Origin of the sequence: Pseudomonas serbiensis, assembly GCF_030580745.1 — a bacterium.
Lineage (GTDB): Bacteria > Pseudomonadota > Gammaproteobacteria > Pseudomonadales > Pseudomonadaceae > Aquipseudomonas > Aquipseudomonas serbiensis.
In genome coordinates, this window is record NZ_JAUQOO010000008.1 from 40,899 (window position 1) to 62,483 (window position 21,585).

20 protein-coding genes and 1 tRNA gene are annotated in these 21,585 nt (G+C 56.8%); 9 read left to right on the forward strand and 12 right to left on the reverse strand.

Annotated features, from left to right (window positions below; genetic code table 11):
- Window positions 1-76: 76 nt before the first annotated feature.
- The 3 genes from Q6A51_RS12185 to bglX all read right to left on the reverse strand — a co-directional run bounded on the left by Q6A51_RS12185 (window position 77) and on the right by bglX (window position 5,543).
- Complete coding sequence (locus tag Q6A51_RS12185) at window positions 77-1,399, reverse strand: sigma-54-dependent transcriptional regulator (protein ID WP_201000214.1); 1,323 nt, start codon at window positions 1,397-1,399, stop codon at window positions 77-79.
- Window positions 1,393-3,159 carry a sensor histidine kinase gene (locus Q6A51_RS12190; protein ID WP_304574895.1) on the reverse strand — a complete coding sequence of 589 codons (1,767 nt, stop codon included), beginning with the start codon at window positions 3,157-3,159 and terminating at the stop codon, window positions 1,393-1,395. Before Q6A51_RS12190 ends, Q6A51_RS12185 begins: the two co-directional genes overlap by 7 nt.
- A 77-nt stretch (window positions 3,160-3,236) precedes the next feature.
- On the reverse strand, window positions 3,237-5,543 hold the full coding sequence (gene bglX / locus Q6A51_RS12195) for a beta-glucosidase BglX (RefSeq protein ID WP_304574896.1): 2,307 nt from the start codon (window positions 5,541-5,543) through the stop codon (window positions 3,237-3,239).
- Window positions 5,544-5,815: 272 nt separating this feature from the next.
- Between bglX and Q6A51_RS12200 the strand changes: the two genes are divergently transcribed.
- The 3 genes from Q6A51_RS12200 (at window position 5,816) to Q6A51_RS12210 (ending at window position 8,593) form a co-directional block, all read left to right on the forward strand.
- Window positions 5,816-6,508, forward strand: a complete 693-nt coding sequence (locus Q6A51_RS12200) for a TPM domain-containing protein (protein ID WP_374063366.1) — start codon at window positions 5,816-5,818, stop codon at window positions 6,506-6,508.
- A 13-nt stretch (window positions 6,509-6,521) separates the two neighbouring features.
- Window positions 6,522-7,139, forward strand: a complete 618-nt coding sequence (locus Q6A51_RS12205; protein WP_304574897.1) for a TPM domain-containing protein — start codon at window positions 6,522-6,524, stop codon at window positions 7,137-7,139.
- A 236-nt stretch (window positions 7,140-7,375) separates the two neighbouring features.
- On the forward strand, window positions 7,376-8,593 hold the full coding sequence (locus Q6A51_RS12210; RefSeq protein ID WP_304574898.1) for a class I SAM-dependent methyltransferase: 1,218 nt from the start codon (window positions 7,376-7,378) through the stop codon (window positions 8,591-8,593).
- Here Q6A51_RS12210 and Q6A51_RS12215 read toward each other — a convergent pair.
- Entirely contained in the window at window positions 8,586-9,485 is a 900-nt protein-coding gene (locus Q6A51_RS12215; protein ID WP_201017431.1) for a DMT family transporter, read from the reverse strand. The genes Q6A51_RS12210 and Q6A51_RS12215 overlap by 8 nt on opposite strands.
- A gap of 248 nt (window positions 9,486-9,733) precedes the next feature.
- On the opposite strand from Q6A51_RS12215, the gene yiaY reads away from it, so the two are divergent.
- The 4 genes from yiaY (at window position 9,734) to Q6A51_RS12235 (ending at window position 13,963) form a co-directional block, all read left to right on the forward strand.
- Window positions 9,734-10,882, forward strand: coding sequence for an L-threonine dehydrogenase (yiaY, locus tag Q6A51_RS12220; RefSeq protein ID WP_201017430.1), 1,149 nt, complete (start codon window positions 9,734-9,736; stop codon window positions 10,880-10,882).
- Between the two features lie 10 nt (window positions 10,883-10,892).
- The gene (locus Q6A51_RS12225; protein ID WP_304574899.1) at window positions 10,893-11,216 is read left to right on the forward strand and encodes a DUF2025 family protein; all 324 of its coding nucleotides are present in this window, start codon (window positions 10,893-10,895) and stop codon (window positions 11,214-11,216) included.
- A gap of 79 nt (window positions 11,217-11,295) precedes the next feature.
- Window positions 11,296-12,810, forward strand: a complete 1,515-nt coding sequence (locus Q6A51_RS12230; protein ID WP_304574900.1) for a diguanylate cyclase — start codon at window positions 11,296-11,298, stop codon at window positions 12,808-12,810.
- Between the two features lie 88 nt (window positions 12,811-12,898).
- Window positions 12,899-13,963, forward strand: coding sequence for a DUF4118 domain-containing protein (locus Q6A51_RS12235; RefSeq protein ID WP_304574901.1), 1,065 nt, complete (start codon window positions 12,899-12,901; stop codon window positions 13,961-13,963).
- 111 nt (window positions 13,964-14,074) lie between these two features.
- On the opposite strand, the gene Q6A51_RS12240 is transcribed toward Q6A51_RS12235, so the two are convergent.
- The gene (locus Q6A51_RS12240) at window positions 14,075-15,136 is read right to left on the reverse strand and encodes an SDR family oxidoreductase (RefSeq protein WP_201017426.1); all 1,062 of its coding nucleotides are present in this window, start codon (window positions 15,134-15,136) and stop codon (window positions 14,075-14,077) included.
- Window positions 15,137-15,313: 177 nt separating this feature from the next.
- Here Q6A51_RS12240 and Q6A51_RS12245 point away from each other — a divergent pair, with 177 nt between their 5' ends.
- Window positions 15,314-15,439 (forward strand): hypothetical protein, encoded by a 126-nt coding sequence (locus Q6A51_RS12245; RefSeq protein ID WP_268939515.1) that lies wholly within the window; start codon window positions 15,314-15,316, stop codon window positions 15,437-15,439.
- 118 nt (window positions 15,440-15,557) lie between these two features.
- Complete coding sequence (locus tag Q6A51_RS12250; protein WP_304574902.1) at window positions 15,558-15,695, forward strand: DUF6429 family protein; 138 nt, start codon at window positions 15,558-15,560, stop codon at window positions 15,693-15,695.
- A gap of 232 nt (window positions 15,696-15,927) precedes the next feature.
- On the opposite strand, the gene Q6A51_RS12255 is transcribed toward Q6A51_RS12250, so the two are convergent.
- From Q6A51_RS12255 to Q6A51_RS12285, 7 genes are all read right to left on the reverse strand, one after another.
- The gene (locus Q6A51_RS12255; protein WP_095068582.1) at window positions 15,928-16,161 is read right to left on the reverse strand and encodes a DUF7683 domain-containing protein; all 234 of its coding nucleotides are present in this window, start codon (window positions 16,159-16,161) and stop codon (window positions 15,928-15,930) included.
- The gene (locus Q6A51_RS12260; protein WP_201017425.1) at window positions 16,158-17,177 is read right to left on the reverse strand and encodes a colicin E3/pyocin S6 family cytotoxin; all 1,020 of its coding nucleotides are present in this window, start codon (window positions 17,175-17,177) and stop codon (window positions 16,158-16,160) included. Before Q6A51_RS12260 ends, Q6A51_RS12255 begins: the two co-directional genes overlap by 4 nt.
- Window positions 17,178-17,718: 541 nt before the next feature.
- Window positions 17,719-17,792: transfer RNA gene (locus Q6A51_RS12265), tRNA-Gly, on the reverse strand.
- A gap of 158 nt (window positions 17,793-17,950) precedes the next feature.
- The gene (locus Q6A51_RS12270) at window positions 17,951-18,832 is read right to left on the reverse strand and encodes an alpha/beta fold hydrolase (RefSeq protein ID WP_201017424.1); all 882 of its coding nucleotides are present in this window, start codon (window positions 18,830-18,832) and stop codon (window positions 17,951-17,953) included.
- A gap of 307 nt (window positions 18,833-19,139) precedes the next feature.
- Window positions 19,140-19,832, reverse strand: coding sequence for a pseudouridine synthase (locus tag Q6A51_RS12275; protein ID WP_201017423.1), 693 nt, complete (start codon window positions 19,830-19,832; stop codon window positions 19,140-19,142).
- A gap of 41 nt (window positions 19,833-19,873) precedes the next feature.
- Window positions 19,874-20,104 (reverse strand): cysteine-rich CWC family protein, encoded by a 231-nt coding sequence (locus tag Q6A51_RS12280; protein ID WP_201017422.1) that lies wholly within the window; start codon window positions 20,102-20,104, stop codon window positions 19,874-19,876.
- Window positions 20,101-21,582 carry a sensor domain-containing diguanylate cyclase gene (locus tag Q6A51_RS12285; RefSeq protein WP_201017421.1) on the reverse strand — a complete coding sequence of 494 codons (1,482 nt, stop codon included), beginning with the start codon at window positions 21,580-21,582 and terminating at the stop codon, window positions 20,101-20,103. The genes Q6A51_RS12280 and Q6A51_RS12285 overlap by 4 nt, the downstream gene beginning before the upstream one ends.
- Window positions 21,583-21,585: the final 3 nt, after the last annotated feature.

A 21,585-nucleotide genomic window follows, 5' to 3' on the forward strand; every position in this document is an offset into this window, starting at 1 on the left:
AATGCTTTCTCCTTGCGTGGTCACTGTCCGGATTCTAAAGGGGGATAAGGTTGATCGGTCGATTCCATGAATAGTTTCATACCAGAAACATTTCTCGCACCAGCCCGTGACGCTGCATTTTTTCGTTGAGCGTGCGACGCGGCAGTTGCAGCTCATTGAGTACGGATTTGATATCGCCTTTATGACGGGCCAGAGACGCACGCAGGCACTGGGCCTCGAATGCTTCCTGCTGCGCCGCCAGGGATTGTCCCTGTTGCGGTGCTTCTGCGATATCCAGCCCCAATGCCTGACGCTCGGCCGCGTTGGCCAGTTCGCGGACATTGCCCGGCCAGTCATGGCTGAGCAACTGGCTCAGTTGCAAGGCGCTGAGTGCCGGCGCTTCGCGGCCCATGCGGGCAGCGGCGGTGCGGGCAAAGTGGTTGAAGAGCTGCACGATATCTTCGCGTCGCTCACGCAGGGGCGGCAGATGCAACTGTGCAACGTTCAGGCGATAAGCCAGGTCTTCGCGGAAGCGTCCAGCCCGTGCTTCTTCCAGCAGATCCGGCTTGGTCGCGGCGATGATGCGCAGGTCAACTTCAATGCTGCGGTTGGAGCCCAGTCGCTCAAGGCGCTTGTCCTGCAGCACGCGCAGCAGCTTGACCTGCTGAGCCATCGGCATGCTTTCGATCTCGTCGAGAAACAGCGTGCCGCCGTCGGCGTACTCCAGCCTGCCGATACGCTTGCCTTGAGCGCCGGTAAAGGCTCCGCTTTCATGGCCGAACAGTTCGGCTTCGAACAAATGCTCGGGGATGGCGGCGCAGTTGAGGGCGACAAAAGGCTTGCTGGCGCGAGGGCCGAAGTCATGCAGGCAGCGAGCGACCAGTTCCTTGCCGCTGCCGGTTTCGCCACGGATGATCACGTTGACCGGTAGTTGCGACAGTTCCAGCACATTGCGTCGCAAGACTTGCAGGCTGGGCGATACACCCAGCAGCGTGGTATCCAGCTGGGAACGGGCGTCGGCCTGTTCGGTCAGGCGGCGGTTCTCCAGAACCAGTTGGCGTTTTTCCATGGCTCTGCTCAGGTTGGTGAGCAGGGTCTGCGGGCTGAAGGGTTTTTCCAGAAAGTCGTAAGCGCCTTCACGCATGGCCTCGACCGCCATGGGCACATCGCCGTGGCCGGTCAGCAGGATAACCGGCAAGTCCTTGTCCAGCGCTTGCAGGCGGGCCAGCAACTCAAGGCCGCCCATGCCCGGCATGCGCACGTCGGTGAGGATCACGCCAGGAAAGTGTTCGGGCAAGTGCTCCAGACATTCCTCGGCGCGGCTGTAGACCTGAACCTGGAAACCGGACAGCGTCAGCCATGGCTCAATGGCCTGGCGAATGGGGGCTTCGTCGTCAACGACGATGACCGAGTTCAGCATGCGTTTTCAGTCTCTATAAAGTCATTGGGCAGGCTGAACCAGAACACCGCGCCGTTATCCCGGTTTTCTGCCGTCAGGCGACCATTGAGTTCATGGATGATCGCATAGGATACCGCCAGCCCGAGGCCAAGCCCGTCGCCCACCGGTTTGGTGGTGAAGAACGGATCGAAGATATTGCCCAGATGTTCCTGCGCAATGCCACCGCCACTGTCGATGACACTCAGACGCCAGTGTCCGGCTTGGGCATCTATCCGCACTTCCAGGCGTTTGAGGGGTTGATTGCGCATGGCATCCAGGGCATTGCGCAGCAGGTTGATCAGCACCTGTTCCAGACGGATTGCATCGCCACGTACCCAGGCCGGGCGTGACAGATGCAGAACACAACTGACCCGCTCCTCGCGGATGCGCGGGTCCAGCAACAGCAAGGCCTGATCGACTACGGTCGCCAGGTCCAGACGTTCACGCAAGCCGCTTGGGCTCTTGCGGGCGAAGGTTTTCAGGTGCCCGGTCAGCGCGCTCATGCGGGTCAGTTGCTGGTCCAGCGGCGTAAGGGATTTGCAGGCATCCTCGATACGGCCCTGATCCAGAAGCAGGCGCACGGTCGCCAGTTGCATGCGCTGGGCCGTCAGCGGCTGGTTGATCTCGTGGGCCAGTGCCGCGGACATTTGCCCCAGTGCCGCCAGCTTGGTCGATTGCACCAGACCTTCCTGGGCGGTACGCAAATCACGGGTACGCTCCTGCACCTGACGTTCCAGTTCGTCACGGCTGCGCTCGCGCAATTTCGACAGTCGCCAGCGCTGGTACAGGAACAACCCCAGAAAGACCAGCGTCAGCCAGATACCCGCGCCGGCCAGTGCGGCATTGCGTATGTCGTCATTGACCATCTGGGGTTTGCGCAGCAGGTGCAAGGTCCAGTTTTCATCGGGAAGCGGCATGGACTGCCAAAGGTAATCAACCGTGCCGTCGGGGCCGTCGACCCGGCTCAAATGGCTTTGCTGCCCGACCTGATAGAGGATGCGGCTGCGCAGTGGCGACAGCGGCTTTTTATCGTACTGGCGGGTACGCAGCAGTTCTGCACGGTTTTCGAGGGAAATGGGTTCCAGTTCGCGATAGCGCCATTCGCTTTTGCTGGAGATAAACACGATGCCTTTGTTATCGCTGACCAGGAGCAGATCGTCGCCCTGGCTCCATTCCTGTTCGATATTGGGAAACTCCAGCTTCACCACCATGGCGCCGCCGAACTCTCCTGCCTCATCCAGCACGGCATTGGACAGGAAGTAACCGGGAATGCCTGTCGTGACACCGACCGCATAGAAGCGTCCGATACCCTGGGTCCGGGTCTGTTGAAAGTAAGGGCGAAACCCGTAGTTGTGCCCGACATAGCTGTTGGGCTGTCGCCAGTTGCTGGCGCCTACGGCCAACCCGTTTCGATCAAGTAGTTCCAGGGACGAGGAGTGTGCGGTTTCGTTGATTTTTTCCAGCTTGCGATTGAGTGAGAGCTGGGCGCTTTCGCTGATGGGGCCGCTCACCGCTGCGCGAATTTCGGCGTCGAGCGCCAGCACCGAGGGGAGGGCGCGATAGCGTTCGATCAAGGTGTGAAGGGTGTTGGCGTACAGAGCCATTTGCCCGCTGGCACGTGTTGCTTCCTGTGCCAGGGCATGTCGCTGCGCCTGACGCATGGCCAGACTGGCCGACAGGGCGGCGCCCGCCAGGATCAAGAGGATATACAGGGAAATACGCACGTTGCGCTTGATGATCATACTGCGTGTGCTGCCTGAGGTTTCAAAACGGGCGTATTCGCAAGCGCAGGCACTTACGAATACGCCGTTATCGGCATTTACAACAGATCGAAGCTTGCTTTTTTCACTGCTTCGGAGTCGAGGCCGATCATGACCTTGAACTCACCTGGCTCGGCCGCGTATTTCAGCTTCGAGTCATAGAACTTCAGGTCGTTCTCGCTGAGGGTGAAGTTCACGACTTTCTCCTCACCCGGCTCAAGCGTGACTTTCTCGAAGTTCTTCAGTTCTTTCACCGGACGGCTGATCGAAGCCGCTACATCACGCAAGTACAACTGCACGATGGTGGTGCCGGCAACCTTGCCGGTGTTCTTGACGGTGACACTGGCGGTCAGCTTGCCTTTGCGGGCCATCTTGGTGTCCGACAGCTTGACGTCGGAGACATCGAACTGGGTGTAGCTCAGGCCATAACCGAACGGGAACAACGGGCCGTTGGGTTCCTCGAAGTAGTGCGAGGTGTAGTTGCCTGGCTTGCCCGGCGTGTACGGACGGCCGGTGTTCAGGTGCGCATAGTAGACCGGCAGTTGGCCGATCGAGCGCGGGAAGGACATGGCCAGTTTGCCCGACGGGTTGTAGTCGCCAAACAGCACGTCAGCCACGGCGTTACCGCCTTCGGTGCCCGGGAACCAGGTTTCGAGCATGGCATCGGCCTGTTCCAGTTCGTCGACCAGTACCAGCGGGCGGCCATTCATCAACACCAGAACCAGCGGCTTGCCGGTGGCTTTCAGGGCCTTGATCAGATCACGCTGCTTGCCCGGAATGTTCAGGCTGCTGCGGCTTGCCGATTCATGGGACATGCCACGGGACTCACCTACAACGGCCACGATCACGTCGGACTGCTCGGCTACCTTCACGGCTTCGTCGATCATTTCCTGAGCAGGACGTGGATCGACTTCCACTTCGTGTTCGATGAAGTTCAGGTAGTTGAGGATGTGCTCGTTGTCACTGACGTTCGCGCCACGGGCATAGACCAGCTTGGCCTTGTCGCCGACAGCTCTGGTCAGGCCTTCATACACGGTCACCGACTGGTTCGGCCGGCCGGCTGCGGACCAGCTGCCCAGCATGTCGAGCTGACTTTTCGCCAGACCGCCGATCACGGCGATGGTCCCTAGCTTCTTCAGTGGCAGGGTTTCGTTCTGGTTCTTCAGCAGCACCAGAGTCTTGCGGGCGACATCGCGAGCTTCTGCGCGGTGCAGGCGATCATCGGAGTAAGTGTCGGCCGGATCATCGGCGGCAACGCCGATACGACCATAAGGCGCTGCGAACAGGCCCATGTCGTACTTGGCGCCCAGCACTTCACGTACGGCGTTGTCGATTTCCTTCATGGAAACCTCACCGTCCTTCACCAGACCGGGCAATTGCTCGCCGTAGGCCACGTCGTTCATGCTCAGGTCGATGCCAGCCTTGATCGCCAGCTTGGCGGCTTCGCGATAGTCCTTGGCAACGCCGTGTTCGATCAGCTCCTTGATGGCGCCGTGGTCGCTGATGGTCACGCCTTTGAAGCCCCAGTCCTTGCGCAGCAGGTCTTGCATCAGCCACATGTTGGAAGTGGACGGAACACCGTTGATCGAGTTGAGTGCGACCATGACACCGCCGGCACCGGCATCGATAGCTGCGCGGTAAGGTGGCAGGTAATCCTGGTGCATGCGCGTCATGCTCATGTCCACGGTGTTGTAGTCACGCCCGCCTTCGACCGCGCCATACAGGGCGAAGTGTTTGACGGCTGCCATGATGCTGTCGTTCGCGGCGACGCTCTTGCCCTGGAAGGACTTGACCATCACTTCGGAGATACGCGACACCAGATAGGTGTCCTCGCCGAAGCCTTCGGAGCTGCGTCCCCAGCGTGGGTCACGGGAGATGTCGACCATGGGGGCAAAGGTCATGTCCAGGCCGTCGGCGCTGGCTTCCTTCGCAGAAATCCGGCCGGTCAGCGCGATGGCGTCCATGTCCCAGCTGGCAGCCATGCCCAGGCTGATCGGGAAAATCGTGCGATGGCCATGAATCACGTCATAGGCGAAGAACATCGGAATCTTCAGACGGCTATGGGCTACAGCCGCTTCTTGCAATGGGCGGTTTTCCGAGCGTGTAATGGAGTTGAATGTTCCGCCGATCCTTCCTGCGGCAATTTCCTTGAGAATTTTCGGCTGAGGCATCTCACCGCTGATGCTGATAAGGCGCAACTGACCGATCTTTTCATCAAGGGTCATTTGTTTCATCAGGTTGGAGATGAAGGCATTCTTGGCTTGCAGTGTGGCTTTGGCGGAGGGAGCGGTAGTGGAAGTGGCGTCGGCCATTACCGATTGACTGGCCAAACCGACCAGCAGACCTAATAAACACAGCTTATTCATGAATGATTTCTCAAGGCTTTTGCCGGTAACTCGCGTTTAATACCGGGTAGCCAGATTTTGGGTTTTAGACCTTTGGCATTTATTGTGCAAACAACGCGAAGGGTAGACGCTGTTCGTTTCGTTGCCCGAGGCATATCGAATCCAGTCAGATTCGACCGACTCGGGCGTTGGCGAGGGATTATGCCGGGGAACTTCTATTTTGGCTAAGGCGTGTCCATCCAATAGAACAAAAAATCACCGGAGGTCGGGTGTTGAAGTTTGTGTTACAGCATATGTTTTATATAGCGATGTTGTGGGGGAGCGCTCTGAAGGTGCAGGCCGAACAGCTCGCTCTGGTGTTCCCGCCAATGACGGGCAATGTAGTCGACTCGGCGCAAATGCTCGACAGCCAGGCAACGGTGCGTCTGGCGAAAATGCTACAGGCCCATGAGCAAGTGACCGGGGAGCGGGTCGTGCTGGTTACCGTGGTCGACTTGCAAGGCACGACCATCGAGGATTACGGTTCGCGACTGGGCAGCGCATGGGGATTGGGCAGCCAGGGCCGGGACAACAGTGCCCTGCTGATTGTCGACCGCGACAAGCGCAGAGTCCTGATCGAGGTGGGTTCCGCCCTGGACGATCGTCTTACCGAGGCTCAGGCGTCGCTCATCATCAACATGCTGATTGCCCCGGAATTCAACCGCAGCCGCTTTGCCACGGGCATCGAACGTGGCGCGCGGGCCATGATCATGGCGCTGGGCGGTCATGTACCGGACGAACCCGAGCCCTCGACCGAATTCAGCGTCTACGACGTGCAGGCCAGCAGCGATGTGGCCTGGCAGATTGCCGGAGGGCTGATTGTCGGTGTGTTGCTGATTGTGTTTGTCTGCTTGAGAAGGGCCGTACTGGTCTGTGCGGCTTCACGCGAAGGGGCGGCAAGCGGCAAGGGCCGATTTGGCGGCGGCGGGGCTTCGGGCAACTGGTAACAGGACACTGGAAATGGCTTTACTCAATAAAGATGAACAGCAGCAGGTCGCAGAAGCGATTGGTCGTCTTGAACTGCGCACCGATGCCGAACTGGTCACGGTCCTGGCAGCCAGAGCCGATGACTACGCCTACATGCCTCTGGTCTGGGCCGGGCTGATCGGCCTGTTGCTGCCGGGCGTCATCAATTTCTTCATGGATGTGCTGAGCGCCAATGAATTGCTGCTGGCGCAGATGAGTACCTTCATCATCGTGGCCCTGCTGTGCCGTATTCCGGCGGTCACCAGTCATCTGGTCCCGACCGCGGTTCGGCGCTGGCGGGCCGGGAACCTGGCCCGTCGGCTGTTTCTCGAACAGAACCTGCATAACGCGGTGGGCGGCACCGGGATTCTGGTGTTCGTCTGCGAGGCAGAGCGCTACGTCGAAATCCTGGTGGATCACGGTATTGCCACTCGCTTGCACAGCGATATCTGGAAGGCGATGGTTGATGTCTTTACCCAGCAGATCCGGGACGGGCAGGCGGTGCAGGGCTTTCTGGGCTGCATCCATGCCTGCGGCGAATTGCTGGCCGATCATGTTCCGGTGACCCATGATCGCGGCGAGTTGAGCAACCGGTTGGTGGTTCTGGGATAAGGCCTGTCAGTTACGGTCATAAGTCACTTTGTGGGAGCTGCTTGCTGGCAACTTCGCGTACAGACGCAGAATATCTGCCGGTTTTCAGACTTTTTCGCCAGCAAGCTGCCTCCCACACGTTTTGTTTGTGCCTTAACTGATCGGCATCAGTCATACATATTTATTAACCCTGAACCTTCAACCCGCCTAAAATGGCTCCCTTCCTGTTCAGCTCCAGCCGCCCGAGGCGTTTTTCGATGTCAGCCACTGCCACTTCCTCCAGACCCACGCCGGACCATCGCGCGCAGTTCCTGGGTTTGCTGGACACCAGCCTTTCCCAGAACTCTCTCATCAAACTGGTTCTGGCCAGATACGTGGGCTCCGAAGCTGAGTTGCAGCGGGTCATCATCAAGCCACTGACGGTCAAGGATCAGCCATGCCTGTCGTTCGTGTATCGCTACAAGACCCGCGATATCACCAAGAACTTCCCCTTGCGAGAGGCGGTGGATGTCATTGCGGGCTTGCTGCCCGAGTCGTTTAAAAATGCACATTTGCTGTCGCTGACCGATGAGGTGCAACTGGAGTTCGGCAAGAAGGGCAAGAGCACGCTGTTCAAGAGCAAGGCACAGCAAGAGCGCGAGGCGCCATCGGCCGGGCATGATCGTGAGAAGAAACGCTATCTGGAACTCAGCCGTCCATTTCTCGCCGATCTGGGCGTGACCAACAAGCAGCATGAGCTGATCCCGGCCATGTCGCGCAAATGGAAGCAGATCAACAAGTTCATCGAAGTGTTTTCCCATGCCCTGACCTCATCGCCGCTCCAGCTCGATCAGCCGGTCAAGGTGGCTGACTTCGGCTCCGGCAAGGGCTACCTGACGTTCGCGATCCACGATTACCTGTGCAACACCTTGCAGGCACAAGGGCAGGTTACCGGCGTTGAACTGCGCGAAGACATGGTGAACCTGTGCAACGCCGCAGCCGAGCGGCTTGAGCATTCTGGTCTGGTGTTCAAGCATGGCGACGTCCGTAGCGTGGCGCCCAGCGATCTGGACGTGATGATTGCCCTGCACGCCTGCGATATCGCCACTGACTATGCCATTCATATGGGCATTCGTTCCGGTGCGTCGATCATCATGTGCTCGCCGTGCTGCCACAAACAGATCCGTTTGCAGATCCAGAGCCCGACCTTGCTGCGCCCGATGCTGCAATACGGTTTGCACATGGGCCAGCAGGCGGAAATGGTCACCGACAGCCTGCGTGCCTTGCTGCTTGAAGCTTGTGGCTACGAAACCAAGGTGTTCGAGTTCATTTCCCTGGAGCACACCAACAAGAACAAGATGATCCTGGCGGTCAAACGCGCCGAGCCGGTCGACCCGGCGCAGTTGCTGGCGCGTATTCAGGAACTCAAGACGTTCTACGGCATTACCGAACACTGCCTGGAAACCTTGCTCCAGGCAGACGGCTTTCTCAGCTGAGGGATGTGGCCGGTTTTGGCGGCGCAATGACCGATGTCTTGCGCCCCAGCATCACCGTGGCAATGACGGCAGCGGCGAAAACCCAGGTCATCGGTTCGATATGTTCGCCAAAGAACATGGCCGACAAGGCCATGGTGAAGAAGATCTGCAACAGCTGAACCTGGCTGACCCGCGAAATCCCCCCCATCGCCAGCCCTGAATACCACGCAAAGAAGCCCAGGAACTGCGAAAAAAACGCCACATAGGCAAAGGCCCACAAGGTCCCGCTGGACACAGGCCCCTGGTGTTGTGCGGCGAAATAAATGAAAGGGCCGATCAGCACAGGGCTCGACAGCACCAAGGCCCAGCAGATTACTTGCCAGCCGCCCATTTCCTTGGCCAGTCGGCCACCTTCCGCGTAACCCAGCCCGCCTACGGCGACGGCAGCCAGCATCCACAGATCACCTATCTGAATGCCACCGGCACCACTCATCAGCGAATAAGCGAGCACCAATGCGCTGCCCAGTGCCGCGCAGCCCCAGAAGGCCTTGGATGGACGCTCGTGGGACAGCCACGCTGCATAGATCGCGACAAACAGCGGCTGTATGCCGTTGACCAGTGCGCCGTGAGAGGCGGGCAAGGTCTGCATGGCCCAGGCCGACAGCACCGGAAAACCAATGATCACGCCAAAGATCACCAGCGCCAGCCCTTTGAGTTGTTGCCGCGTCGGCCACTTTTCCCGCCGCCAGTACAGCAGCGCCGCCGCCGGAATCGCGGCCAGCAGCGCACGACCGATGCCGTTGAGCAGTGGGTGAAGTTCCTGCACCACGATGCGGGTCATCGGCAGTGTCAGGCTGAAAATGATGACGCCCAGCAGGCCCAGAGCCATACCGGTGTTTTCACGAGAAGACATGATCCCAATCCATTTTTAATGTTTTTTGTATACAGAATGGGCATATAGCCACAGGTCCAATCAATCGTACGTCTACAGCTATGCACAGATTCAACCGTACAGTTGCGACCATCGGTAGCCTGCAGTTGCGCTTCATTGAGCTGGATCAACGTCTGCGCCTGCGCTAAGGCAGAAGCTACAGGCAAACCCAAGGTCCCAGACCCGCCGTCTTGTCGGACACCTGAGCCAGCCAGAGATGAGGATTCGCCATGAGCAGCACCTTTTTCATTCCCGCCGTGAACATTATTGGCTCCGGTTGCATTGATGAAGCCATGCAAGCCATCCGCAAATACGGGTTCCTCAAGGCACTGATCGTCACCGATGCCGGGCTGGCCAAGGCCGGTGTCGCGGCTCAGGTCGCGGGCCTGTTGGTGGAGCAGGGGATCGATGCTGTGGTGTACGACGGTGCCAAGCCCAATCCGACCATCAGCAACGTGGAAAAAGGCCTCGCGCTGCTGCAAGAGCGCCAATGCGATTTCGTGATTTCCCTCGGTGGCGGCTCACCCCATGACTGCGCCAAGGGAATTGCCCTGTGCGCCAGTAACGGCGGGCATATCAGCGATTACGAAGGCGTTGACCGCTCGCAAAAACCTCAACTGCCGCTGATCGCGATCAATACCACCGCCGGTACTGCCAGCGAGATGACTCGCTTCTGCATCATTACCGATGAAGTGCGCCACGTGAAAATGGCGATCATCGACCGCAACGTCACGCCGATCCTGTCGGTGAACGACCCGAAGATGATGGTCGGCATGCCTAAGTCCCTGACCGCCGCCACGGGCATGGACGCACTGACCCACGCCATCGAAGCCTATGTGTCGACCGCTGCTACCCCGATCACCGACGCTTGCGCCATCAAGGCCATGAACCTGATTGCGGGCAACCTGCATAAGGCGGTTTTTGACGGTACGGATATCGTTGCCCGGGAAAACATGGCCTATGCGCAGTTCCTGGCGGGTATGGCGTTCAACAACGCTTCGCTGGGTTACGTGCATGCCATGGCGCACCAGTTGGGCGGTTTCTATGATTTGCCCCATGGCGTCTGCAACGCGGTATTGCTGCCTCATGTGCAAAGTTTCAACGCCGCCGTCAGTGCTGCGCGCCTGACCGACGTGGCTCACGCCATGGGCGCCGATATTCGCGGCCTGTCCCCTGAGGACGGTGCCCGTGCGGCTATTACGGCGATCCGCAAACTGTCGGCGTCGGTGGAAATTCCGTCAGGCCTCGTGGCGCTGGGCGTGAAGGAAGAAGACATCCCGACTCTGGCTGCCAATGCCTTGAAAGACGCCTGCGGCCTGACCAATCCGCGCCCGGCCAATCAGGAACAGATTGAAGGCATCTTCCGTCAGGCTCTTTGAGGAAAACACAATGAGCACCACTTCCAGCGACATCTGCGAAGCCGCCGAGCAACTTGAAGGTTTTGTGGGCTATCACCACAAGCACAAACATTTCATCGTTCGTTTCAGCGAAGACTCTTTTGGCATGGACGTCACCGAAGACAGCATCACCCCCACCAGTGAATTCGTCTGGAGTGCAGGCTCCGGCGCCCAGATGAGCCTCAGCCGCGAGCGCCTGCAACTGCTGCTCGACCAGAACATCGACAGCCGACTGAATATCACCGAACCGCTTCGTGTATACATGCGCCGCCAGGACTTGCCGGAAATCAAAGTGGAGCGCTGGGTGAAGGTGTAAATTCGCACAATACTCGTCATCCCCTTGGGTATGAAATGTGCAGCAAAGCACGGATCTGCCAAGAAAATGACGAGAAACCATGACGCCCATACCCTTCGTATCGGCCCGGCTCACACCTAAAGCCCTGTCGGCAGGGCTTATAGGTTTCATTGTTCTGGTCTGCGTCTCCCTGATACTGGCCACAGCCTGGCAAATCCAACAGTCGGCCGATGAACGTCTGGCAAATGCCCAAATGGGTGTTTCAAATATTGTCAGTGCTGCCGAGCAACAGGCTCAAGACACCGTCCGTCAGGCTGACAACAAGTTGAGGGATATCGTTGAGCGGGTAGAGAGCGAGGGCATGGACCGGCCCCAGCAACTACGCCTGCACAAAATCATGTCCCAGGACACTGCCACGATGGACAGTATTCAGGGACTTTTCATCTATGACGAAGAGGGAAACTGGATCGCCAACTCCTTCTCGCCAAACGTCAGCAAAAAAAATAACAGCGATCGCGACTATTTTATTTATCACCGCGAAAACATTGATGATTCGATTCATATTGGTTCGATCATCACAAGCCGCACTACCGGAGAAATGGTGATTCCGGTCAGTCGCCGTATTCAAAGTCCGGATGGTGGCTTTGCGGGGGTTGCCCTGGCCACGATTCCTGTTGCTTATTTCCAGCGTTTTTTTGAGCGCATGGAAGTTGATGATAAAGGCGTCATTTTTCTAGCCCTTGATAACGGGGACCTGCTGGCACGTCGCCCGGCAGTTGGGACCTTGGTGGTGACCAATATTTCCAAGGGGGAAATCTTCAGCAGATACCTGCCTGTAAGCGATAGAGGTACCGCCATTATCACTTCTGTAGTGGACGGTATTGAACGGATATATGCCTATCGCCGCCTGCAAGGGCTGCCAATGGTGACGGCTGCGGGGTTTTCCTATGAATACGTATTCTCCAACTGGTGGACATATGCCTACCGCTCGTTCGCCATTGCCGGTTTCATCATTTTTGCACTCACGTTGCTCGGGGTTGTGCTTTACAGCCAGGTTCAGAAACTGCTGAAGGCTGAAAAACAACTCAATATCGCACGCAGCGAACTGGAAATACTGGCGCAAACAGACAGCCTCACAAACGTGGCTAACAGAAGATGCTTCGATGCCGCATTACAGAAAGAGGAAGCTCAATCGCGGCGTAACGGACAAAGTATCGGGCTGATTCTTCTCGATATCGACTGGTTCAAGCAATACAACGATACCTACGGTCATGTTATGGGCGACCAATGCCTGCAACAGGTGGCGCGCCTTATACAGGCCAATATCCGTCGCCCTGCCGACCTGGCCGCTCGATATGGCGGGGAAGAGTTTGTGGTCTTGCTGCCGGATACCGATCTGGCCGGTGCATTGAGTGTGGCTGAACTCATAAGGTCAGCCATCCATGCCGCTGGCATTGAACATTCGGGCAGTGCCTTGAAGGTTGTTACCATCAGTGCCGGCGTGGTCGCTACGCGGTTGTCCGAAGGAGAGAGCTACGCTGCAAGTTTGAGAGAGGCGGATCGGCTGCTGTATCGGGCGAAGAGTCTGGGGCGCAATCGGGTTGAAACAGAGTGACTCCAAGGGGCGGCCTTTGTTGTTAAGCCGCCGGGAAGGGACGTTTTATCAGTCAGGTTTGTAGAGTTTGGTTATTTGGGAACACGTGATGCCAGTTACCCGGTTTGATGTGCGCGCACTGATACGTCTTGATTTGCCCCAGCCCCTGAAATGGGGGCTGACGCTGCTGATTGTATGGAGCGCGTATTTATTGAGAGCAAAAGTATTCACCGCGATTCCACCCTTGCCCATATTGTTTTTCTTGCCGGCCATCCTGTTCTCGGCGATTTTTTTCGGACGGCGTTTCGGTCTGTTTGCCACAGCCCTGAGTTCAGCCATTGCTGCTTATTTCTTCCTTCCCCCGCTCGGCAGTTTGAGTATTGCTGCACCCAGTGGCGCATTCAGCCTCACGCTATTCATCATGACCAGTGCACTTATTACGCTAATGGGGTCGGCATTGCGCAATGCCTACCTCGAAACCGAGCAATTGCAGCGCCAGACGGCCATCGCCCACGATGATGCGGAGAAGGCGCGTGCCCTGGCCGAGAAAGGCGAGCGCGAACGACAGTTGCTGCTCGTAGAGTTCGGGCATCGGGTCAAAAACGACATGCAGCGCACCATCGCCACCCTGCATCTGCAAGCCGTCCACTCTGCCCCCGACGTCGCCTCGGCCCTCAGGCAGGCGGCCGGACAGATAAACGTTGTTGCCTCCATGCATGATCGCCTGGCTCACCACGATGGTGAGGTATCCGTTGACATGAATGAATACCTCCAGGACCTGGTCGCCGGGTTGAATTACAGCATGGCCGAAACCCGGCCCATTGAAATGCTTGTAAAGGCACAGGCCCTTACACTGCCTCTGGATCGTGCCGGGGCTGTGGGGCTCATCACCAATGAACTCATTACCAATGCCTTGAAGCATGCGTTTCCCGATGGGCGCGCAGGTAGCATCACAGTAGATTTTTGCCGTACCAACCAACAGTTTGTGCTGACCGTCTCGGACAACGGGGTCGGCCTGCCTGACGAAACCACGGACTCCACGCCGCGACGCAAAGGGCTGGGCCGCAAACTCACAAAGGCTTTGGCAACGCAGTTGGGAGGCGAGCTTGTAGTGACGACGCATGATCCCGTCGGGACTACGACAGTCTTGAGTTTTCCGGTGGTGGAGAGTTGATGTAGGCAGGGATGGTAGTTACACATTGTGAGAGGGGCCTTGGCCGCGACAGCATTGAAGTCGCGGCCAAGGCCCCTCCCACTTAGTGATATGTACGCCTTAACTTATCAGTCAGGGTATCAAACGCTCAGCGCGCAACCTGTCGAATACATCGAAAAAGGCCTGGTCACTGGCCTGATAGGCGCTGAAGCCCAATGCCCTGCTTTTCGACATATCGGTGACTACTTCGATGGGACGTCCAAGGTCTGCATCGGTGTGCCATGGGGATATCAGGCGGCTGATGTCGGCTTCGCGCAGATCATGCTCTGCAACGATCTGACTCCAGGCGCTCTGGTCGTTGGCCATCTGCGTTTCGAGTGGAGAGGGCGCCGATGGAAAGTCGGCCGGTTGCAGGCCGAAGTAGTTGGCGATCTGGCCCCACATCCATTTCCAGCGAAAGACATCGCCGTTGGTGATATTGAATGCCTGATTGGCGGCCTCTGGTGTAGTCGCTGCCCAGAGCTGCTGTCTGGCAAGTTGCCGGGCATCGGTCATGTCGGTGAGGCTGTCCCATTGCACCCGTGAGCCGGGAAATACAAACGGGCGTCCAGTGTGTTTGCTGATGGTGGCGTAGACGGCGAGGGTTGTCGCCATGTTCATCGCGTTGCCCACGGCGACGCCTGTGACCGTATGCGGGCGATGCACGCTCCAACTGAAACCGTCCTTTTCGGCGGCGGCGAATACTTCATCTTCCTGCGCGTAGTAGAAGTTCTCTACATCCAGGCGACCCTGATCCTCACGGAACGGCGTCTGCGGAAGGCTGCCTTTGCCATAGGCCTCGAAAGGGCCGAGGTAATGCTTCAAGCCCGTGACCAGCGCCACGTGCTTTACGCTTGCGGCCGGGCGAACGGCGTCCAGCACATTGCGCACCATGGCGGCGTTGACCCGAATGTTCTCGGCTTCGGTCGCTTGCCGTGACCAGGTCGTGATGAATACATGGGTAGGTTTCAGGTCTGCCAGCGCCGAGCGCAGCGATGCGGGGTCCTGAAGATCAGCAGCGACCGGGATCACGCCTTTCGCGGGGGATGGATTGCGCGAAAGCGCCGCAACCTGCCAGCCGTTTTCAATCAGGAGTCGAGTGGTTTCGCTACCGACGATGCCGCTGGCACCGACGACCAATGCTGTCTGGGTCATAAGGTTTCTCCATGAATTCAGGTGTCTGAAACCCATCGTCCCGGAAAAGTTCAAAGGCGATACCCCGGCGGTTTCTCTGCAATGAGGCAATTGGCAGGAACTGTTATCCACTTGTCAGGCTCTTTTGAATACCAAGCGTAAAACCTGTCTGGACTGATGGCCAAAGGAGGTCAGACCATGAGTGACGATAAGCAGAAGCAACAGGACAAACCCGAGAACGACACCCCCGCGCATTCGACCGAGAAGGAAAGGGAGCGGCTGAAGGACTTCAACAAGAACGGCATTCCGCCTGGAGCATGCTGAGGTCGGGTGTTCACTTCAAAGCCTGGTCATGGTTCAGTAGTTGTGTCGGGCTTTGTGGGGCTGCCTGCAGATACCCACAAGCTCGACATTACTTTTGAATATGAGTGGAGCAACGATCATGAAGTACGACGAAAAACTTATGAGTCGATTGCATGACCACGGTTTCATCAGTAATCCGGTGAACAGGAATAAATCGATCTGGTTGACGGCGAAGGTCGGGAGCGAGGTCGCCAGCAAGCTGCCTCCCTCAAAGTGATTTATGACCTCAACTTATCGGCATCAGCAGGTAGGAGCGGATTTATCCGCGAGACTTCATTGAAGGAGATACATTTTGTTCGGGTGTACGCGCCTCTCGCGAAGAAGCGGAGCGCCGCCCGATTGCTCCTGCCTGTTGGCGTATCGGCTCAGACTTGAGCGACCGTCTGATTCGGGATAGTCGATCTCGATCACAGCCCGCACGCCTCCTGGCAGCCGTGGGAGGTTTTAATTCAACTTACGTTACAGGTCAGTTGAAATATGTGTTTCTCGTCGTTGAAACGCTTACCTGCCAACACCTCGATGCTGGACAGCTGGGTATTGCTAAGGTTGTAACCTTCAATACCTCGCTGCGGTGATGACCAATTCATAATTTCGGCTAGTTGGGCTTCGCAGTCATCTGGTAGAACAATTTCAAAATCTAGAAATTCGTTCTCTTTGTCGAATGCTTCGATGATAAATTTCATGGTTCTACCTGTCTGTTTTTATCTGCGTCTTTGGTTTGCTCACCTGTTTCGTGATTAAACTCTCCAAGATGGGCTCCGCGCTTATTGTATTTCTCAACAGTCCCATGTTGGCTATCCCACTCGAAAATAGTGCCATCTCTTGTCTTCCATCGTTTGCGTAGCCCCCCTCCGCCCTGTATCGATGTTTTCCGTGGGGTAATCCGTGCATCTGGAAAAGCTGTAAGCCCTCTGGGGGCTGGATGATAGCTGTGGTCTCCGCCAAGCGGCTTTGCATAAACCACATACAGCGACTTTAAGCCCGTTTCTGCCGGAAAGACCAGAATACAGTCGTCAGTTGTAATGTCGTCGCCGGGAAGGCCTTCAATCAGGCTGTCCGTGTTTTCCGGGATTGGGTGTACAAGGATGGCACCCAGTTGCTCACTGCTTTGGTCGGGGTAAGTCAGTGGTGGCATTCCTGAAGAGCTGTTTGGCGGCGTCCAGAGAATGGTGATCCCGTTTAGTTCGGCCTCCATCGCAGTTTTGGTTGCGTTCCACTTCACCTGCACTATGCGTACCGAGTCATCACCTGACGCGCCGGTGTGAATGCCGTAGATCTTTGCTATGCCTTCGGCATCACGCCTGAACTGAAAGCGCACCCGTGTTGTGGCCTTGCCCATGCTGCGCAGTTGTTCATCTGTATGGAGTGTGCCGTCACCCATTTTGGTGGGGAGCATGCCCATTATAAAAACGCTTATCGGTCCCCCGGCGCCACGTATTGCCCACGTCATACGCTTTTGCATGATGCCACCGCCAGCAACACGGCCCAGTCCGGCATCAGCACCGATGGCCATTGCCAATGCATCTGCCGACGAAGGCAAAAGCATGGAGGCAACAACCATGATGTTGCCGAAGTTGGAGGCTGGTTCGGTGATCGTTCCTGCTTCTGTGCTGCACCAATTTTCAGCAACGCAGGATTTGGCGAAGACTAGGTCTGCGCGCTGCTTGGGAGATGGCCATTCATCTTTGGGGGCGTACATGGGTTCTGGTATAGAGGTTTTGGCCCACGCTGCCCATGAGGCTCCAGCGTTTGGGCGCTTCTGATGCAAGAGTGAGTCAAAAAAAGAGTCGTGTTTATCCTCCTCCACGTGAAGTCCCTGTATGAGTTCAGACCAAAACGAGAAGGTTGCTGCCCGATAACGCCCCAGGTCAATTTGACTTGGTAACTGATAGTTTCACTGAACCGGTACGATTCAGGGAATTTGATGTGCTTCAACTCAGGCGTGCGCCGCTTTGCCCCACCTCGCTTGGCGCCTATGTCCGCGACGGGGGCACATGATCGAGTGGCGATCATCCGTGAGTCATGATTGCGGCTCGCGGCGCTGAGATTGTTTGTGCGTTCGCGGGATGCAGGGCTGATCTTACCGGTCCCATCGTGGGCGCAGCTCACAAAATCTCAAGAGATCTATGCCCAGTGGGTATTGCTGCCAGATGGACTCAGGATGGGGAAATTGATCAATGGTATTGCAGAAGTTAATCAGCAGAGGATGTTGATTAAAAAGGATTTTTCTAAGGAAAGGCTGGAGCGGGTAGAGGGAATCGAACCCTCAACTAAAGCTTGGGAAGCTTTCGTTTTGCCACTAAACTATACCCGCTCTGAGCGGCTGACTTTGTACCAGATGCCCGGTGCGAGTTAAAGCGCTAAATTCATCCAGCCGCGCTTTCTGGCTGTACTGCGCCCAGGGAGACCATTCGCCAGTTGCTGCTTTCCCTGCGTTGGCGAATGGTCCCTCGGCTCTGTCGAGCGCCGGGCTCAGAAGGCGAATGCATGGTGCGCAGCCTGGTTGTAGGCGTGGCGAGCGGGTTCTGCTACTGGTTGCAGAAAACCCATCAGTGCCTTTTTCGAGTCGCGGCAGGCGGCTTTGTGTTCCATGTCCAGAAAGTGTCCGGCGGCTTCGATGGTGCTGAAGCTGCAGTTCTGTACGTGTTGAGCAAAGAGCACCGCGTCGTCCGCTGCGGTGTATTCGTCCCAAGCGCCGTTCATGAACAGTATGGGGACGTTGATGTTCTTCGCAGCGGTCAGGTAGTTGTCCGGATCGAGTTCCAGTACCTGGCTGATGTGATAGTGCATCTGGTCGTATTCATGCAGGTCCAGGCTGCTGACGTGACGATAGTTGAAGCGTTTGAACAGCGATGGCAGATGTTTGCCGATGGTGTCGTTGATCAGGTGGCCCATTTCATAGCGGTTATGGTCGCCCAGGTGCTTCAGGCCACGGTTCAGGTAGCCGCGCATGTGTTCGTTGAGGATCGGCGAGAACGAACTGATGACCGCACTCTCGATGCGTTTTGGCCGGTGTGACAATGCAACCAGTGCCGCGGCTCCGCCCCATGAAAACGACATGATGTGTTCGGCGTTGAAGTGGTCGATCAGCTCCAGCAGTATCTGGCCTTCCATTTCCCGGGTCAGGGGTTTTTCATGCAGGTTGTGCGGCTTGGATTTCCCGGCATAGGGTTGGTCGTAAAGCACCACATTGAACTGTGGATACAGGTTGCGAACGGTCTGGGCAAAGGAAGCGGTGGTGGCCAGCGAGCCGTTAACCATGACGATGGTTTTTTCCGCGGCATCTGCGCGGTAGAACTCCGTGTAAACCCGAAACTGTCCTTGTATATCAAGCACGGCGATTTCTGGCCTCATATGTATGTCTCCTGACTTACAGATATGCGTATGCGCTAGCGCAAATAAAAAAATGCACGGTTTGGTGACAGGTAGGCATTAGCCTTGAAGGCCCATGTCGATCCAAACGATCTGTTCGACAGGTATTGTTATTGGCGGGCAATTTGTCGTGAACCCGAGGGCTCGATACGGCAAAAGGTTTCTTAGAATGCGTTGCTGACTTGCCAGTCACATGTGGACTGACGATTGGATTCAAGCAGGCGATCCGGGAACCCGCAAGTGCCGTTCGTAATTGATCTGGCCGTTCCGCCGAATGGTAGTGACTTTTTCAGATCGACTGAATTTGAGCGCTACTCAGTGCCTGATAGCTGCCGGGCTCTAGCTCGGGGGCCAGGGCCAGAGGCCCCATGCTTTCTCGATGCAGAATCAGTACTTTATTGTCGAAATGACCGAACATCCGTTTTACCTGATGGTAACGGCCTTCCACGATACTGAGCCTTGCACGGCGAGGTCCGAGCAGGGTCAGAGCGGCAGGTTGTGTGGTGATGTTCTCGTAGGCAAAGTAAAAACCTTCGGCAAACTTTGCTATGTACCGTTCGTCGATAACTTGCTCTGTCTCGACGTAATACACTTTTGAAAGTCTGGTTTGAGGCTGGGTCAGGCGACGTGACCACTGTCCGTCGTTGGTGATCAGCATCAGGCCGGTGGTATTGAAATCCAGCCGACCGGCGATGTGCAGTTCATGTTTGTCGGGTTCATCCAGCAAGTCGAGTACGGTCGGGTGTTGTGCATCGACTGTTGCACTCACATAGCCTCGCGGTTTGTGCAGCATGAAATAACGGGCTGCCTTGCCGGCCTGCAGTAATTCGCTGTCGAATTCCACTCGGCTGAACTCGCGCACTTCATGATGTGGATCGCCAATCACCAGGCCATCGACTTTGACTCGCCCACTGGCCAGCGCCAGGCGGACATGCTGGCGGTTGAAGCGGGGCAGGTTGCTGAGAAAGCGGTCAAGACGCATGAGGGTAACAGGGCGATGGGCAAGGAGCGCGCATGGTACGCCTATCGTTCCGGTTTGGCCTGCACACTGTTTGCGATGCCGGCGCAGCGCGGGCACAGGCAGGCCAGGTTGCGGATCTCGGCGGGCAGGGCTTGCAGCACGGCCGGGTCAATGGTCTGCGAAAAGCACCAGCAGGCTTGATCGACCGTGCGTGGGTCCGCCAGTGTGCAACTGTTGCTGAAGCCGCATACCGGGCACAGGCCGGGGTCTGTGTGTGTCGCTGTTGTGTTCATGCCGGGATAGGGTTCTCGATACAGACTTGGTTGCGGCCATTGAGTTTGGCGCGATAGAGCGCGCTGTCGGCACGGGCGATCAGGCTTTGCAGGGTATCACCGCTTTGCAGTTCGGCCAGCCCTACGCTGACGGTGACCTGTAATGGCAGGCCGGAAAATATATAAACGTGCTGTTCGGCCAGTTCACGGATTTTCTCGGCGATGCGTTGGGCGCCTTTGGTGTCGCTGCCCTTGAGCAGGATGATGAACTCTTCACCGCCCCAGCGGCAAATGATGTCTGACTGGCGCAGACAGCTTTTCAGATCATTGGCAAAACCGGCCAGCACTTCATCGCCCGCCAGATGACCATGAGTGTCATTGAGCCGCTTGAAGTGATCCAGGTCCAGCAGCAGCGCCGTAAGGGGCGTGGCTTCGCGTTGCGTATCCTTGAGCGTATTGACGGCCAGCAGGTTGAAGCCTCGACGAGTGGGCAAGCCGGTCAGGCTGTCGAGCGCGGCCTGGGTTTCAAGTTTTTGCTGGTAGCTGATGATGATGCGATGCAGGAGCCCGACAATCACCAGCGTCACGATCAGGCAGATGAACAGGTTCAGGTACAGCGACTGGCGAATGTCGCTCAGGGCTTTTTCTTCCTGTTTGTCGACGAACAGATACCAGTCCAGTTCGGGGATGAAACGCACATTCAGAAAATGACCTTCGTCTTCGGTGCTGTATTCAAAGGTGCCACTGTGAGGTTTGGGCAGCTTTTCCTGCAGGTCACTCATGCTGGGCAGGTCTTGCAGCTTTTGCCCGATCACTGCGCCTTGTGGCCCGCCGCCCGCTCCAGTCAGGACGATGCGTCCGAAGGTGTCGACGAGGTAGACGTTGCGCTCATAGCGTTGCTGGTAGCGGTCAATCAGTTGGGTGACGGCATCGACGGTAAGACCTACTCCGGCTACCCCGATAAACCGGTTGTTGTAGTCGAATACTTTGTAGTTGATGAAAAAGGTCAGGTTGTCTTTGTTGGCCATGTCGGGGTCGAAGCTGATTTCGTAAGGCACGTCCATGTCCCGCACCCGGTAATACCAGGCGTCTCGCGGTTCAAGGGCGCTGATTTTTTTCAGAATGCCTTTGGCGTGGTAATAGATATGGGTGGAATCGGAGATGAAAAAGGATGTGTAGGCTCCGTAATGATCCATGACTTCCTTGAGGTAACGGGTCATTTGTTCCGGGTTGCGTTCGCCATCGACAATCCAGTCGCGCATGAAAGTATCGCGCGACATCATCGAGGAAATGAGAACGGGCCGGACCAGGTCTTTCTGGATTTCCGAATAGACGGTATCCGAGGTCAATGGCAACTCAGTGTTGATAATTGCGTTGCGAATGGATTCTCGTGAAACGTAATAGCTCAACAGTGAGGTTGTCAGAAAGCCGCTTCCGAGCAAAAACACTAAGGTCAGTAATAATGAACGATGAGATGTAATTGCAGAGTGATGGGGCATGAA

What these genes read in the sequence shown, in the direction of transcription:
- Q6A51_RS12185 (WP_201000214.1), bottom strand. Translation starts at nt 1,399, where the DNA reads ATGCTGAACTCGGTCATCGTCGTTGACGACGAAGCCCCCATTCGCCAG.
- Q6A51_RS12190 (WP_304574895.1), bottom strand. Translation starts at nt 3,159, where the DNA reads ATGATCATCAAGCGCAACGTGCGTATTTCCCTGTATATCCTCTTGATC.
- bglX (WP_304574896.1), bottom strand. Translation starts at nt 5,543, where the DNA reads ATGAATAAGCTGTGTTTATTAGGTCTGCTGGTCGGTTTGGCCAGTCAA.
- Q6A51_RS12200 (WP_374063366.1), top strand. Translation starts at nt 5,816, where the DNA reads ATGTTTTATATAGCGATGTTGTGGGGGAGCGCTCTGAAGGTGCAGGCC.
- Q6A51_RS12205 (WP_304574897.1), top strand. Translation starts at nt 6,522, where the DNA reads ATGGCTTTACTCAATAAAGATGAACAGCAGCAGGTCGCAGAAGCGATT.
- Q6A51_RS12210 (WP_304574898.1), top strand. Translation starts at nt 7,376, where the DNA reads ATGTCAGCCACTGCCACTTCCTCCAGACCCACGCCGGACCATCGCGCG.
- Q6A51_RS12215 (WP_201017431.1), bottom strand. Translation starts at nt 9,485, where the DNA reads ATGTCTTCTCGTGAAAACACCGGTATGGCTCTGGGCCTGCTGGGCGTC.
- yiaY (WP_201017430.1), top strand. Translation starts at nt 9,734, where the DNA reads ATGAGCAGCACCTTTTTCATTCCCGCCGTGAACATTATTGGCTCCGGT.
- Q6A51_RS12225 (WP_304574899.1), top strand. Translation starts at nt 10,893, where the DNA reads ATGAGCACCACTTCCAGCGACATCTGCGAAGCCGCCGAGCAACTTGAA.
- Q6A51_RS12230 (WP_304574900.1), top strand. Translation starts at nt 11,296, where the DNA reads ATGACGCCCATACCCTTCGTATCGGCCCGGCTCACACCTAAAGCCCTG.
- Q6A51_RS12235 (WP_304574901.1), top strand. Translation starts at nt 12,899, where the DNA reads ATGCCAGTTACCCGGTTTGATGTGCGCGCACTGATACGTCTTGATTTG.
- Q6A51_RS12240 (WP_201017426.1), bottom strand. Translation starts at nt 15,136, where the DNA reads ATGACCCAGACAGCATTGGTCGTCGGTGCCAGCGGCATCGTCGGTAGC.
- Q6A51_RS12245 (WP_268939515.1), top strand. Translation starts at nt 15,314, where the DNA reads ATGAGTGACGATAAGCAGAAGCAACAGGACAAACCCGAGAACGACACC.
- Q6A51_RS12250 (WP_304574902.1), top strand. Translation starts at nt 15,558, where the DNA reads ATGAAGTACGACGAAAAACTTATGAGTCGATTGCATGACCACGGTTTC.
- Q6A51_RS12255 (WP_095068582.1), bottom strand. Translation starts at nt 16,161, where the DNA reads ATGAAATTTATCATCGAAGCATTCGACAAAGAGAACGAATTTCTAGAT.
- Q6A51_RS12260 (WP_201017425.1), bottom strand. Translation starts at nt 17,177, where the DNA reads ATGTACGCCCCCAAAGATGAATGGCCATCTCCCAAGCAGCGCGCAGAC.
- Q6A51_RS12270 (WP_201017424.1), bottom strand. Translation starts at nt 18,832, where the DNA reads ATGAGGCCAGAAATCGCCGTGCTTGATATACAAGGACAGTTTCGGGTT.
- Q6A51_RS12275 (WP_201017423.1), bottom strand. Translation starts at nt 19,832, where the DNA reads ATGCGTCTTGACCGCTTTCTCAGCAACCTGCCCCGCTTCAACCGCCAG.
- Q6A51_RS12280 (WP_201017422.1), bottom strand. Translation starts at nt 20,104, where the DNA reads ATGAACACAACAGCGACACACACAGACCCCGGCCTGTGCCCGGTATGC.
- Q6A51_RS12285 (WP_201017421.1), bottom strand. Translation starts at nt 21,582, where the DNA reads ATGCCCCATCACTCTGCAATTACATCTCATCGTTCATTATTACTGACC.